Source organism: Acinetobacter sp. YH01024, assembly GCF_013420195.1.
GTDB lineage: Bacteria > Pseudomonadota > Gammaproteobacteria > Pseudomonadales > Moraxellaceae > Acinetobacter > Acinetobacter amyesii.
The window spans coordinates 16,581-31,123 of sequence record NZ_VOYQ01000026.1 but is presented as its reverse complement, the minus strand read 5'-3'; the positions used below and the strand labels follow the sequence as shown (position 1 = coordinate 31,123).

Annotated in this window: 11 protein-coding genes; 4 read left to right on the top strand and 7 right to left on the bottom strand. The window is 40.3% G+C overall.

Features of this window, described 5'->3' with window-relative positions:
* Window positions 1-62 precede the first annotated feature (62 nt).
* Window positions 63-953, bottom strand: coding sequence for a 3-hydroxyisobutyrate dehydrogenase (gene mmsB, locus FTT88_RS11425; RefSeq protein WP_180004481.1), 891 nt, complete (start codon window positions 951-953; stop codon window positions 63-65).
* Window positions 954-968: 15 nt separating this feature from the next.
* Window positions 969-2,486, bottom strand: a complete 1,518-nt coding sequence (locus FTT88_RS11420) for a CoA-acylating methylmalonate-semialdehyde dehydrogenase (protein WP_180004483.1) — start codon at window positions 2,484-2,486, stop codon at window positions 969-971.
* Between the two features lie 163 nt (window positions 2,487-2,649).
* Between FTT88_RS11420 and FTT88_RS11415 the strand changes: the two genes are divergently transcribed.
* Window positions 2,650-3,531, top strand: coding sequence for a LysR family transcriptional regulator (locus FTT88_RS11415; RefSeq protein ID WP_218949725.1), 882 nt, complete (start codon window positions 2,650-2,652; stop codon window positions 3,529-3,531).
* A gap of 179 nt (window positions 3,532-3,710) precedes the next feature.
* On the opposite strand, the gene FTT88_RS11410 is transcribed toward FTT88_RS11415, so the two are convergent.
* Complete coding sequence (locus FTT88_RS11410; protein WP_180004487.1) at window positions 3,711-4,328, bottom strand: hypothetical protein; 618 nt, start codon at window positions 4,326-4,328, stop codon at window positions 3,711-3,713.
* 238 nt (window positions 4,329-4,566) lie between these two features.
* Here FTT88_RS11410 and FTT88_RS11405 point away from each other — a divergent pair, with 238 nt between their 5' ends.
* Complete coding sequence (locus tag FTT88_RS11405) at window positions 4,567-4,725, top strand: hypothetical protein (protein WP_168379604.1); 159 nt, start codon at window positions 4,567-4,569, stop codon at window positions 4,723-4,725.
* A 213-nt stretch (window positions 4,726-4,938) separates the two neighbouring features.
* Here the strand turns inward: FTT88_RS11405 and FTT88_RS11400 are convergent, their stop codons facing one another.
* A complete protein-coding gene (locus tag FTT88_RS11400) occupies window positions 4,939-5,754 on the bottom strand; it encodes a hypothetical protein (protein WP_180004489.1) in 816 nt (271 codons plus the stop codon).
* 197 nt (window positions 5,755-5,951) lie between these two features.
* On the opposite strand from FTT88_RS11400, the gene FTT88_RS11395 reads away from it, so the two are divergent.
* A complete protein-coding gene (locus tag FTT88_RS11395; RefSeq protein ID WP_180004525.1) occupies window positions 5,952-7,376 on the top strand; it encodes a PLP-dependent aminotransferase family protein in 1,425 nt (474 codons plus the stop codon).
* Between the two features lie 120 nt (window positions 7,377-7,496).
* The gene (locus tag FTT88_RS11390) at window positions 7,497-8,933 is read left to right on the top strand and encodes an amidase (RefSeq protein WP_168379606.1); all 1,437 of its coding nucleotides are present in this window, start codon (window positions 7,497-7,499) and stop codon (window positions 8,931-8,933) included.
* A gap of 107 nt (window positions 8,934-9,040) precedes the next feature.
* Here FTT88_RS11390 and FTT88_RS11385 read toward each other — a convergent pair whose 3' ends face one another.
* The 3 genes from FTT88_RS11385 to FTT88_RS11375 form a co-directional block, all read right to left on the bottom strand.
* Window positions 9,041-11,170, bottom strand: coding sequence for a TonB-dependent receptor domain-containing protein (locus FTT88_RS11385; RefSeq protein ID WP_180004491.1), 2,130 nt, complete (start codon window positions 11,168-11,170; stop codon window positions 9,041-9,043).
* Between the two features lie 368 nt (window positions 11,171-11,538).
* Window positions 11,539-12,801 carry a DcaP family trimeric outer membrane transporter gene (locus tag FTT88_RS11380; protein ID WP_257223057.1) on the bottom strand — a complete coding sequence of 421 codons (1,263 nt, stop codon included), beginning with the start codon at window positions 12,799-12,801 and terminating at the stop codon, window positions 11,539-11,541.
* Window positions 12,802-12,978: 177 nt separating this feature from the next.
* Window positions 12,979-14,352 carry an MFS transporter gene (locus FTT88_RS11375; protein WP_180004495.1) on the bottom strand — a complete coding sequence of 458 codons (1,374 nt, stop codon included), beginning with the start codon at window positions 14,350-14,352 and terminating at the stop codon, window positions 12,979-12,981.
* Between the last annotated feature and the right edge of the window lie 191 nt (window positions 14,353-14,543).

The following is a 14,543-nucleotide window of genomic DNA, read 5'->3' as shown; positions in this document are numbered from 1 at the left end:
TTATTCCGACACGAGTGTTAGTATTTTTAGCCATCCCTAGGCTAGATTGGTGTTCAAAGCGATTAAGCGTCCTTAGGTAAGTATTGCTGCACAATGCTTGAAAAATCTAAGTGTGCATTACCTTGTAAACACAGCTGTTGATACATCTGCTGAACCAGTCCACCTAAAATAATCGGCTGTTTGACTTGTCCTGCGGCTTCTACAGCCAATCCTAGATCTTTCAACATCAACTGAGTTGCAAAACCATCGGTATAACCACGTCCCGCAGGTGCATTTGCTGAGATACCCGGCCATGGATTACATACATCCGAACTCCAGCAACGTCCGCTCGAACTATTCACCACACCCGCTAAGGCTTGAGGATCAATCCCCAGACGCGCACCGAGTGCCATACCTTCAGCAACGGCTGCCATGGAAATACCAAGAATCAAGTTATTGCAAATTTTCGCAATTTGACCTGCACCCACATCACCACAATGCACAATGTTTTTACCCATGTGGCCCAATACCGCTTTGGTTTTTTCAAAGGTTTGATCATCCGAACCGACCATAAAGGTTAATGTACCTGCCTGAGCACCAATAGTTCCGCCTGAAACAGGTGCATCACAGATTTTTATCTGATGTGCAGCACCCGCCTCGGCTATATCCTTAATGGTTTGCGGATCAATGGTACTGCTATCGATACATAAGCTTCCTGCTTTCATTACCGCCAACACACCATTTTCTCCCAAGTACACCTCTTTGACATGCTTGGCAGCAGGCAACATGCTAATTACAACATCTGCTTGTTTCGCTGCATCTTGTGGGCTTTGGCAAACAATGCCACCTGCTTCAGTAAAATGCTGAATCGCAATTTCGCTTAAGTCGAAACCGTAAACCGTAAAACCTGCTTTGAGTAGGTTTTGGGCCATTTTTCCGCCCATGTTTCCTAAACCGATAAAGGTAATATTCATCCTTGAACTCCCAAATTAACGTAGGTTAATGGTGGTATTCACTTCACCTTTTTCTTGTGTATCTTCGAACCAACGACTGGTGATGGTTTTAGTTTGTGTATAGAACTGAACTGCTTGCTTACCATATGGACCTAAGTCACCCAGTTTTGAACCACGCGATCCTGTAAAACTAAAGAAAGGTACAGGTACAGGAATTGGAATATTGATACCCACTTGACCAATATCGATATCACTTTGGAATGTACGAGCAACTGCACCACTTTGTGTAAACAGTCCAACACCGTTGCCGAATGGATTAGCATTAATCAATTCAATCGCCTGCTCCAAAGTATCGACATGAATAATGGCTAAAACGGGCCCAAAGATCTCTTCGGTATAGATGCGCATATCGGTTGAAACTTGATTAAAAATCGTCGCTCCGACAAAGTTTCCTTGCTCATAGCCAATGACTTGAACATCACGACCATCCAGCAACAGTTCTGCGCCTTGTTCTACACCGCTTTGAATTAAATCCAATACACGTGCTTTTGCGCGAGGTGAAATGACTGGGCCAATATCGGTATTCGGTTCATGGCCTGCATTGACCTTCAGAGTTTTGGCTTTTTCAACCAGTTCATTAACCCATTCTTTACTTTCACCAACCATGACAGCAACAGACAAAGCCATACAACGCTGACCTGCTGCACCAAATGCTGCACCAACGAGAGCATTTAAGGTTTGTTCTTTATTGGCATCTGGCATCACCACCACATGGTTTTTGGCCCCCATCATCGACTGCACACGTTTTCCATGCTGTCCTGCAAGGTTATATACATGTGTACCAACGGCTGTAGAGCCTACAAATGAAATGGCCTTAATAGCTTGATGTGTGCATAAACGATCAACAACGTCCTTACCACCATGCACTACGTTCAATACGCCTGCTGGAATACCGGCTTCAATCGCAAGTTCGACAAGCATCATGGTAGATAATGGATCTTGTTCAGATGGCTTTAAAACAAAGGTATTTCCACTGACAATCGCCATTGGGAACATCCACAGTGGAATCATCGCAGGAAAGTTAAATGGCGTAATTCCTGCACATACACCCAAAGGTTGCTGCAAGGTATAGGTATCCACACCACGTGCCACACCTTCTATATATTCGCCCATTTGAAGTGTGCCAACCGAACACGCATGCTCAACGACTTCTAAACCACGTTGAATATCACCTTCAGCATCTGCAAGCGTCTTTCCTTGCTCAGCAGTCAGTACACGGGCAATGTCTTTCATATTGCTACGGATCAGATCTTGTAGTTTCAGCATAATACGCATACGTGCTTGTACGGGTGTTAAGCGCCAAGTTTTAAACGCCTCTTGCGCTGAAGCAATCGCTGCATCCACTTCTTCCATAGTCGCCATTGGTACACGACCCAAAACCTCTTGAGTTGCAGGATTTAAAATGTCTTGCCACTCTGTAGTGTTTGACTCTACAAATTTACCGTTAATTAATAATTTAGCCGTCGATGACTGAATATTTGACATTGTGTTCATGACCTCTCCATAGGCACTTATTGTTTTGTACTGACTTAGAAAATATCCAAAAGCCTTATATTTATATTTTCCAATTCACTTCAAACTAGCAAAGAAAATTTTGACTACCAATAGAGATTCACGCACGATTGATGTGCAAATATGCACAGGGATGACAATAACAATGAAAGTAGACTGGGATCATTTACAGTATTTTTTGGTTTTGGCTCGTGCGAAAACCTTAACCAATACTGCACGAATTATTGGTGTGGAGCACAGTACGGTTTCTCGACGTATACATGCGCTAGAACTGGCTTTAGGCACGTCATTATTTAAACGTGAAGCCACAGGTTATGAGCTTACCTTAGAAGGTTTGGCACTGGTTCCTCGGGTTGAACAAATGGAACAGGCTTTTTTACAAATCGAAAAACCCAACCAACCTATGCAAGGTCGTGTGCGAATTGGCACACCCGAAGGGTTTGGAACGGCATTTTTGACACAGCTCTTGGCAGAATTGTCAAAAAAATACCCCTTGCTAACAATCGACCTTATTCCAGTGCCGAAGATGATCAAGCTTTCACATCGTGAAGCAGATATTGTTATTTCCATCGATCGACCAAAATCAGGCCCATATATTATTACCCGACTAGCCGACTATTGTTTAAAGATTTATGGCAGTAAGGAATACTTAAAAAACACGCAACCCATTCATACATTAGAAGATTTAAAATCACACACCTTTGTGAACTATATAGATGATTTGGTCTATAGCCCTGAACTGTATTGTTTAGAACGTTTACCTATTCAGCTCAATGCCAACTTTAGAAGTAGTAGTATTTTGGCACAACAAATTGCCGTGAGTGCGGGTGCAGGATTGGCAATATTGCCCAAGTTTTTGGCCGAGGAAAAACCCGAATTAGAACAGGTCTTGGCGCAAGATGTTCGTTTTGTACATACCTTTTGGATGCTAACCTTAGTCGATTTACAACATGAGCCACGCATTAAGCTAGTCTGGGACTTTTTGAGAAAAAGAACTGACCAATATCATAGTTTATTAATGGATTAAGAAATGAAGCTACCTTCCAAAAGGTAAATGACAAATAATCTGAGATTCATTTTCTTAGTTAAATCATAATTTTTTTGTTTTCTTGATATTTAATCTCAGCTTGCGTTGTCATATAAGTTAAGATTTTCTGAAATTCTCTGACACACAAGCTAAGATTTTATTTCACTTTAATTTGCGGGTTAATTGAATTCAGGATGCTTATAAACCTCAGTGTCATATTTTTTTTGTTTAGCGATGATATTGTTTTTGAGTATATCCACCTTATCTTGATGTATTTTCACAAAATCCTTTTGCGCGGCCTGCCATGTATCAAAACCTTGCTTCAAGTCATCAATTGTACCCTCCAAAAATCTACCTTTAAAAAACAAATTATGATTTTGCAAGTTAATCTCGCAAGGTCTGAATAGATACATGCAGTAACTATCGTCATTGCGCTTCTCTACATACAATACGCTGTCCATAATGGCATCCCACCCATTCAGCATCATATCACCTGTGCCTTCTTCACGAATTAAGTATTGGTGATAGTAGATTGAGCTGTTCACGATCAGAATGTTTTTCGCCCCGCTGCCATATTTCCGCACGGTGGCATGACCGTCAGGAAAATATTTTTTTATAACGTCAGGTATCCATTGAAAGTCATTTTCATCAATTTTATTGAATGGTGTGTACTCAATCCGTTCATGTTTCATCACGCCTTTTTCATCCAAATGCCATTGACGGTTTTTGGCGCTAAGTTTGAGATAAATCAATAAAATGACAGTTCCTAATATTGTTATGAGCGTAATTATTTCCATTGTATTCTGCTTGTAACCCCAAATTATTTTATGATCTAATTTTCAATGTATTGAGAGGTTTATTCAAGACTACTCTACACTTTAACAATCCCGAATCATGTGTCAATAATCTCAAATCAACTGTCATTCAACTCCAAACTATAACTGTTATAGAAATTTAGATGAATGTTGTATCTATGCTTTCAAGCGATATACCCCAATAATCACCTATAACCACTAGGGATTTAGAGTACATCTTATGAGCAATCAAGAGCCTAAAAAACCGCAAAAATATGCAGACAGTGAAATTTCAGATAAGGCCTTTAAGCGTGCCATTATTTGGTTCTCGATCTATGTGCTTTTATTCTGTATTGGTGTAGCGTTTGTCGTTGGTGCAGATAATTCCTATCTACCTTAAACGATAATCTATTCGCTTATTGCAACTCGCTATTGCATGTATATCTTACATTTCATGTTTGCTCATGATCAGTTCATAATGAATTGATCATCAGACCAAATAATTTGGTTTAAATTTGAATTTAAAAAAAGCTTGTAAGTCTAGATTTACAAGCTTTTTGCATTTTAAAATGATCAATTCACAGTTATAAACTTAATATCTCATCTGAATCACTTATGCAGGACTTTGCTTTTTCACTTGGTGCTGAAGATGCGTTTGGATATATTCACCATAGACCGACATTTTTTCAAAAATATGCTCTGAATAAAACATGTCTTCTACCAAGACTTGCGCACGGTCAAATTCATATAAACCTAATCGTTGTAAAATTTTCGCATTGATAAACGAAAACTTTTGGCATAAATCGATATATTGCTGATCTTTGTCTTTAAATAGCAGCTTTAACATATTGATTTTACTTAGATCAAAGTCAATCGGTTCAGCTTTATCCGCCAAGACATGGATTTCAACATCTAAATATTCAGCAAGCTGATTTAATTTTTCTAAGTCGATATGTAGATGTGTAATACAAATGATTTTGGAAACTTTCGGATTACATAAGCTATTGATCAAACTAAAATAGAAGTATTCTGCTGGCGATAGTTGTTCATTATGTAGCTCAATGTAGACATTTAGTCCCGATAAAACATCATCAACTTTAAATGCGCTAAGTTTAGCCTCCGCTTGATAATAACGATTTAATATCGCAACATTTTCAGGACTTTGCGGTGTAGCGTAGATCACCTTCTGATTCAAATTCGCTAAGATAAAAGGTGCAAATAAAAAAGCCGCATTTTCAGCCTTGGCGTGCATATGCTCCTGACAAATACTGACATAGCCCACTTGCTGTACTTGGCGCAAAATTCGACTGCGCAAAAGTACAGCTTCTAAATTAGTATGCTGCTGTTGCAACAGATGCAGCGTTGAATCTGTCAATGGAACATCCACCAGTAAATGTTGTAACAGTTCTAATTCACTGGCTTTAAACATATTCAACTCCCTACCTTCCATACCATTTGATGCCACAAGTGTTGTGGTCAATGCACCTTATAAAAAATTCAAGCTTAAAACTAGATACAGTGATTTTGAAAAAACATATAACAGTACAGACACATCTGTTATAAAAATAGAATGCACAATTAATTTTACTGATATATTTATAACAGAATTTTGTCTTGTTGATGACTATGTATAAATCGGAACAGCTCGCACAGCACCTACGTCAACTGATTGAAAATGGCACTTTAAAAGCGCACGAAAAACTCCCTTCTTTACGTGAACAAGTGCAGTTGTCCGGCTTTAGTTTAATCACGGTCATGAATGCTTATCAGGAGTTGGAATCACGTGGCTTAATCTATGCACGTGAAAAATCAGGCTACTATATAGCGCAAGGCTTGCTCGAAATAGAAGCTGAACACGCTCAAATCGTGTCCTTAAACACTCCCGTTGAAATTAACTCTCTGGTCTTTAAGTATTTAAAATCGATACAAGATGAAAAAATCGTTCCATTGGGTTCAGCCTTTCCAGCTCAAGACATCGTTTTTTCTAAAAAGTTAACCCAAATCATGGGGCAAATTTCCCGAAATCCCAAAAGTTACGATGCCATTGATAATCTTCCACCTGGAAATTTAGCCCTTCGTAAGTTGATTGCACAGCGTTATTGCATGCAAGGCATTGCCACAGATCCAGAGGATATTGTGATTACCTCAGGCTGTATGGATGCACTGAATCTTTCCTTACAGGCCATAGCCTCACCGGGTGACTATATTGTGTTACAGCAAAATATTTTCTATGGCGCCTTGCAAGCTGCAGAGCGCTTAGGCCTTAAAGTGGTGACCTTACCTGAACATCCACAAGACGGTTTTGATTTAACCGCATTTGAACATATTTTAAAAACTTATCCCGTCAAAATTTGTTGGCTGATGCTGAATTCGCATAATCCTGTGGGCTTCACAGTGAGTGATGAAATCAAGCAAAAAATTGCCGTGTTATTACACCAATATCATGTGCATTTAATTGAGGACGATGTGTATGAGGAAATGCATTATGCATCCAAGAAACCCGTTTCAATGAAATACTTTGACCAAAATAATATGGTCTTACATTGCTCTTCTTTTTCTAAAACGTTGGGCGCTGCATTTCGGGTCGGTTGGGTGCATGCGGGTAAATATTCTCAAGCGATTCAACACTTACAGCTTATGAGCACGATTTCCGTCAATACCTTATTGCAAAATGCCTTGGTGGAATTTATTTCAAATTATCATTATGAAAAACATTTAAGGCTCCTAAGAAAAGGTCTACAGCAACACAAATTACAGTTTTACCGTTATTTAGAAAGCCGCCTACCGACTGGATGCAAATTACAATATCATCCAAGTGGTTATTTTCTTTGGTTAAAACTACCAGAAAATATTGAAAGCATGGCGGTCTATGAAGCCTTAATTCAACAGCAGATCGGTGTTGCTCCAGGCCGTTTATTTAACGTATCAGAAGCCAAAACTCAATATATCCGTTTAAATTGTTCCTTTGCATGGAAGGATGAGATTCAACAGGCTTTAGATGCCCTCCTTAGTACAATCTCTGCACTTTCCTCAGATCAGATGAATATTTGACAATTTTTATTGTCATTATTATGCTCAAAGCAATACAGTTCAAATACATATATTTGTTGTTGAGATAACAATGAATTCATTCAATATTTACCAAAATTCAAAAAACAAATAGGTTAGTTCATGGAAGATCAAAAACACAGTCAACGCATACATGCCTTTAGTTCGGATGTACTCACAGATCTGGATGCTGTGGGGATTGCACAGCTCATCAAATCTAAAGAAGCCTCCGTGCAAGAAATAACACAAGCGGCCATTGCACGTGCGGAACAAGTGAACCCGCATCTAAATGCCATTGAACTGGACTGTTTTCAGCGTGCTTTAGAGCAAAATCAATATGTTGAACATGGTCTTTTTGCGGGTGTCCCTTTTTTCTTTAAAGATAATCTAGATTATCAAGGATTGCCCTCACGCCATGGTTCAAAGGCCATCGGTTCAAAACCAGCCGATCGTAATCCTCAAATTAGCCAACAAATCTTAGATCAAGGGTTTGTCGTATTAGGAAAATCCAAGCTCCCTGAATTTGGTCTAAATGCCAGCACCGAATATAAAGATGGATCAGCCACCTATAACCCTTGGCATTTAAGTTATTCCTGCGGTGCATCTTCAGGGGGTTCCGCAGCTCTCGTTGCAGCCGGTGTAGTGCCGATTGCCCATGCCAATGATGGCGGTGGTTCGATTCGTATCCCTGCTGCATGCTGCGGTTTGATTGGATTAAAGCCTAGCCGTGGCCGTACTTATGACAGTGAAGCAGCAGGCTCTCTTCCGATTAATATCATCAGTGAAGGTGTCCTAACCCGTAGCATACGAGATACTGCTCATTTCTATGCAGGAATGGAATCAAGTTATTACAATAAAAAGCTGCCACGCATAGGCATGATTCATGGGCCTTCTAAACGTCGATTACGCATCGGTTTAGTCCCGCAATCGATTACAGGGCAAATAGATAGCGAAACAACTGCAACCTTAATGCATAGTGCAGCACTCTTAGAAAAATTAGGCCATCATGTTGAAGAACTTCAATTACCTTTTTCCTTAAGCTTTGTTGAAGATTTTAGTGAATATTGGGGGATGTTATCCTTTTTACTGAGTACCTTTGGCAAGAAAATCTTTGGCGCTGACTTTAATCCCAAAGAGTTAGATCACTTAACCGTTGGTTTATCGAAGTTGTATAAAAAGAACTTTTATAAAACCCCGCTGTTTCTGTATCGATTAAAGAAAATGCAGCAACAATATCGTGAAATCTTTAAGCATTATGACGTTTTGCTATCGCCTGTACTTGCACATACCACACCGAAAATCGGCTATTTATCACCTCAATTACCGTTTGACCAGTTATTTGAACGTATACAGAACTATGTGACTTTTACCCCCATCCAAAATGTTGTTGGTGCGCCAGGTATGTCGATTCCTATGGGAGAAACCCAAAACGACGGACTACCGATCAGTATGCAAATATCAGCCGATGTCGGTGATGAAAAAACCTTGATCGAACTGGCGTATGAAATTGAAGAAGCTCAGCCATGGCGACGTATTCAGGATATGCCTCGAACTGCTTAACAGCCCAATCAAAGGTTTAAAAAAGGGAGCTGATTGGCTCCCTTTTTTATTTTCAAATCCGCAGCATAAGGCTTTGCAAGGGATAACTGTATTTGAATACAAGATACTTAATTAAAATGATACGTTAGTCCTGCATATACCGCCCGACCTTCACCCGGTGTTAAACGAGCAGGATCTTTGCCGGCATCGTTATAGCCCGGTGTCACGGTAGATGCATATTTTTTATTGGCCATATTTCTGAAATCCAACCAAGCCAAATACTGTTTTTGTGGTTGCATATAGCCGAACGATGCTCCCCAAATTTGCCAATCTTTTGCGTAGAAACTATTGGCATAGTCGGTTGCGACCTTTGCGGCATAAAGTGTATTCACCGCAGCATAAAAGCCTAAAGGATGTTCGTATTTCAGTTCAGCCTGATAGATGTGTTTTGGTATACCTGCCAGCTCATTTTTTCCAAATACCGCATCATTTTTATAGTGAAAATCATTCAAGGTATAGGCTTGTTTTAGTTGAACCTGTCCATATGTATCATTTTGCCAAAGTGAACTGTTTAAACCGACTTCAATCCCTTGATGGATGGTGTCTGAAGCATTCGATTCGTAAATTATCGGATTAGGCTCTGGTTGGATTTCAACAGCCAACAGTTCATTTTTAACCTGTGAATAGTAATATGCAATATTCCACTCACCCAGTGCATGTTGACCACGCCCACCTAGTTCAAGAGTATTCGCTGTCTGACTATTCAAATGAATCGGAGCATTTTGGCGTCCCGTCGCTGCGCCACTTTCATCGGGGAACTTTTGATCCGAACCCCAAATTAAAGCCCAAGGATGTGGTGCTTCTAAGCTTCGACTGACATTGGCAAAGAGCTGTGTTTCAGGTTGGATTTGATATCGAAAACCTAGCGATGGCAGGACATTCCATTCACGAATATTTTCTTTATGACTTTGCACAGGCCATGTCACTTCACTTTCACGATGGGTGTACGCCAATGCAACTCGACTATCGAGCCAAAACTGTGGGTGTAGTGCCAAGGCATTAGCATAATGTAAAACATAGTCACCACCTTGGTAGGTATAATGCCGCGTTTCTGTACCCGCAGCATAGGCGCCTTGCGCAACACGCAAGCGTTCAACGACCTGACCATCTGGCAAATGCGTGGTACTACGGAAACCTAAAGTATTTTGGCTTTCATGGCCCCACAAGATTCGGTCAAATTGGTAGTTAAATAAGGTACTGATATCGTCATAGTCAACCTCAGTACTATAAAGTCCTTCTTGCAAATCCATCGGATAATGATGATAGGCCAGACCCAACTGTAAGCGATCACCTGTGTCCAAAATCATATTGGTTTTATTCGCCAACCAAAGACTTCCCGGCTGCGGGCGATTATTATTCAGTGAGATATTTAGGGGGACTGCTTGTTTTGGATCTTGTTCAATCTGTTGTTGGGTTAGACGTCCCGGTGTTTGGTGTTTAGTTTCTCGGTAACGCAGATAAAAACGTGTATCTAGGTTAGGATTTATTTGATATCCCACATTGGCCGATATACCTTTACTCTGGCTTGAAGCATGATCTTGAAAACCATCATCATCACTTTGCGTTAATGAAACATAATAGTCTAAGTCACCGATTTGTTGTCCTGAGCTGATTTCACTTTTCTGATAACCGTGGCTACCCATTTCATGATGCACTGACAGTTTTGCTGCATTTTTTCCAGTTGGGCTATCATAGTTAATTAGACCACCCAAGCTTAATGCACCACGTGTTAAACCATTAGCCCCCCGTAAAACCTCTATATGGTCTACCCACAGCGGCTCAAGCAGTTCATAAGGTGTTCCACCCGGCCCTGTGAATGGCAAATCATCTAAGGTCACATACAAACCTGAAGCATGCGCCCCCGGTGCACGATTGATCCCCGAGCCACGTATCGACAGTTTCACCCCTTCATTCCCTGAAAATGCCGCGTAAATCCCCGGTTGATTTTTAAATAAATCAGCATTTGTTCGCTTCGGTATATCTTGAATGTCTGCTGCAACGATCGCATTGGTTGCACCATTTACTTTGGTTAGTGCTTTTTTTATTTGTTCATCCATTGAACTTTGTTCAACGTTGATGATAATTTCAGGTAATACATTGCTATCTGCAACACTATATGGTGCCATCGCGGTGAGCATCATCAGGCTTAAAAGCTTAAGTGACGTGTTGTTATATTTGGAAAATTGAGGGACATCCATGATTGCGTCTTCTAAGTGAAACGAAATTGACGGCAAGGATTGTAGTATGTTTTATCGTCATGTATGTATCAAAATATTTCAAAATTCATGATTTTTATCAATATCCTTCTTCGTATTTTTATATTCAAATGATTTGTTAAATGAAATAAAACAGATAATTATATTTTTTAGTCAAAAAATAAAAGTTTCTAAATAAGATAAAAGCCCTCAATCGATAAAGATCAAGGGCGTGTATGGATTGAGAGTACGCATTGAAAGATTGTCGGAAAGTCAGATGTCAAATCCTGAACATACTTTCAATCACACTCTCGTTAAATTGATATTGAAATTTTAAGGCAATTTAAATTAAACAATTCTCTGTAACGGCATTAGAAGTTGTACATCGCGACCGCATTGATTCGGTTATCTTCACCCTTGGTACTGCCATTTGGCGCAGCACCAAAAGCTTCACGTTCACCATAGACATATTCCAGACCTAAACTAATCGGCTTAACAGGGCTGTAAAATACATTTGCCCATGCTTGCCACAAGTTTTTATTGGCCTTGGTTTTATCGACTAATGAGTTGACATAATCAGCATTATTATCTGCTTTCATATAACCATAGCCCAATGTTCCGCGCCATTGTGCTGAAATTTGTTGAGTTAAACCTACTGTAATCGAGTCAAATTCATTGGTGGCGATGATGTCTTTATCCGCATTGGTCACAAAACCTTGGTTGGTCCATGACACAAAACTACTGTCGCCTTTGACATGGTAATAATCCGCTTTGAGCACTGTTTTATCCGTCAAATCTAGTTTTGCGCCCAGACCAAGCCCCCATGCGGTTTCTGTATCCGTATCCGTTTTCTTTTCAGCACCCATCGCACGTGCGCTCAACGTCAGCGTATCTATCATTTTATAATTTAAACGCGCAGTTAATGCAGGCAAACGCATATTTGAGCTGTCATCTTTAGAATCTTCAGCTGCGAGCACGAGATTTGTCTCAGGACTAAATTTGTGACTATAGCGAATTTGCGGTGTACGTTTAACAGCACCACCGACATAGCCCAATGCATCAATGGTTTCAGGCATATAATCAGGTACAGCAAAGTTAGACCATGTTTGCCCCACCAACCAATTGCCATAGGTTAAATAGGCATGACGAATACGTAGTCCATCATTTGCACCCAAAAAGTCGACTTCAATTTTACCGCCTACATCTCCCACTTGAGTCGGCGTTTTAAAGTCTAGGCCTAAACGTGTGGCAGCAAGTGTTGCTTTTAAACGATCTGAACTTTCAGCATTCCCTTCTATCGGAACACTATTCATTTGGTTATACAGGCGAGATAAGCTGCCGCCTTCTGCCTGATAAGATGCATCTGCTCGCACATTGCCATACAAGCTAAACTCAGCGCCCGATTTGGTATTTAAACTCAGGCTCGGTGTTTGAGTCGGTTTTTGATTCTGCGCAGCAACTACAGACCCTTGTTTTACGTCTTTGATTTCACTCGACAAAGTGTTTTGCTGTTGAACATATTGCTGCATCATGGCTTTTAACGCTTTGACTTCTTCACGCAACTGCTCAACTTCAGCTTCGCTGACTGCCGCATGTGTCCACATGGGGAACACGGCTGCACAAGCCAGTATCATCGGTTTAATTTTAAAGGTTTTTTTGACTAAATTTAGCTTTTGAGTTTTCATCCTGACCTCGATTTGGGCAATGCCCTTTCCTTATTTTTTGTCACAATTTTCCACTAGCCCTCATGCTGTGCATTAGGGCCTGGAAACTTAAAATTTTGGGGTAATGTTAAATCTTTAAATATCGGCTTAATTCGCTGGATTTTTGATAGCTTGCGTATTGAGTTTTGGCGACTGACCTTGAGTAGACGCTTCTACTGACGCTTGCAAATTCACCATAAAGATCGCTAATGCAGCTATGACACCGGGAATGGCAATCACCAAGAAGTTCATTTGATGCGGCAAATTCATGGTTAACAGCGCACCAGTAAGTACCGGTCCAACGATTGCACCAATTCGTCCAATCCCCGATGCCCAGCCCATACCTGTAGAACGTACCGTAGTTGGATAGTATTGTGCGACAAAGGTATAAAGTAGGATTTGCGAACCAATAGTAGCTGCACCAGCAACAGCAATTAAGGTATACAGAACCATTTGCGGACTGTTAAAGCCCAGTAAGATTAAAGCCAATGCGCCACACATGAACATGATGCTTAGTACTTTCTTGATATGGAATCGGTCTGCCAAAGCACCTCCACCAATAGCACCTACCATTCCACCAATATTCAGTGCAAAGAGGAAAATCATACTTGCACCTAGCGAATAGCCAGCTTGAATCATCAATTTTGGTAACCAACTTCCAAGTGCATAAACCATCAATAAGCACATGAAAAATGCAATCCAGAACATGAACGTACTGAAACTACGGCCTTGTTGAAATAATGCTTTTAACGGAGCTTTGTCTTCTTCAGAAACTTCATTGAGTACAAATTGAGTATCTGTTGTGAGGACTTGTTCAGGGGCAATTTTAGAGACAATCGTTCGAGTCGTATCTGTTTGATGCTTTGAGGTTAAATACATCAATGACTCAGGGAGGAATTTCCAAATTAAAGGCAATGCAAGACATGGAATAATTGCAATATAAAACATGATTTTCCAGCCATATACAGGCACTAACCAAGCACCCAATAACGCTGAAGCCATACCACCAATGGCATAACCACTAAACATTAGTGCAACCAAGGTGCTGCGTATACGTTTTGGCGCGTATTCTGTCATTAATGCCACAACGTTCGGCATAACACCACCGATGCCTAGACCGGCAAGAAAGCGTAAAATACCAAACTCAACTGGAGTACTTGCAAAAGCACCGCAGAAGGTAAAACCACTAAAAATACCGACGCAGATCATAATGGTTTTTTTACGACCAATTTTATCGGACAATGTGCCAAAACACATGGCACCAAACATCATGCCAAATAAAGCCGTACTTGCCAGTAAGCCGGCTTGTACCGCAGATAAGGACCACTCTTGCATCAACAACGGTAAGGCAACGCCATAGATCACCAAGTCATAACCGTCAAAAATAATAATCAAAAGACACCAAATCAAAACACCCCAATGAAATGGCGTAAATTTGGCTTCATCAACCAAGGTATTAATATTAATTTTCTGGTTTTGCATAGCCCACCTCCTAATTGTGAAGCTTGTAAAATTCGCTTTTCACAATGAATAAGTCGGTGCTTAATGTCCAAAACCGATTAGGCATGTTTGTATACCTAAAAAGTAGAATATAAATTAATCCCTTGATTCCGCTTTATTTAAATAGATCATTTCATAACTGCTGTTCATCTGAACGTCTATCAACACATTAC

Excerpts from the sequence above, each read along its gene's own strand:
- FTT88_RS11385 (WP_180004491.1), bottom strand. The coding sequence starts at position 11,170 with ATGGATGTCCCTCAATTTTCCAAATATAACAACACGTCACTTAAGCTT.
- FTT88_RS11405 (WP_168379604.1), top strand. The coding sequence starts at position 4,567 with ATGAGCAATCAAGAGCCTAAAAAACCGCAAAAATATGCAGACAGTGAA.
- FTT88_RS11400 (WP_180004489.1), bottom strand. The coding sequence starts at position 5,754 with ATGTTTAAAGCCAGTGAATTAGAACTGTTACAACATTTACTGGTGGAT.
- FTT88_RS11375 (WP_180004495.1), bottom strand. The coding sequence starts at position 14,352 with ATGCAAAACCAGAAAATTAATATTAATACCTTGGTTGATGAAGCCAAA.
- FTT88_RS11415 (WP_218949725.1), top strand. The coding sequence starts at position 2,650 with ATGAAAGTAGACTGGGATCATTTACAGTATTTTTTGGTTTTGGCTCGT.
- mmsB (WP_180004481.1), bottom strand. The coding sequence starts at position 953 with ATGAATATTACCTTTATCGGTTTAGGAAACATGGGCGGAAAAATGGCC.
- FTT88_RS11420 (WP_180004483.1), bottom strand. The coding sequence starts at position 2,486 with ATGAACACAATGTCAAATATTCAGTCATCGACGGCTAAATTATTAATT.
- FTT88_RS11380 (WP_257223057.1), bottom strand. The coding sequence starts at position 12,801 with ATGATACTGGCTTGTGCAGCCGTGTTCCCCATGTGGACACATGCGGCA.
- FTT88_RS11410 (WP_180004487.1), bottom strand. The coding sequence starts at position 4,328 with ATGGAAATAATTACGCTCATAACAATATTAGGAACTGTCATTTTATTG.
- FTT88_RS11395 (WP_180004525.1), top strand. The coding sequence starts at position 5,952 with ATGTATAAATCGGAACAGCTCGCACAGCACCTACGTCAACTGATTGAA.
- FTT88_RS11390 (WP_168379606.1), top strand. The coding sequence starts at position 7,497 with ATGGAAGATCAAAAACACAGTCAACGCATACATGCCTTTAGTTCGGAT.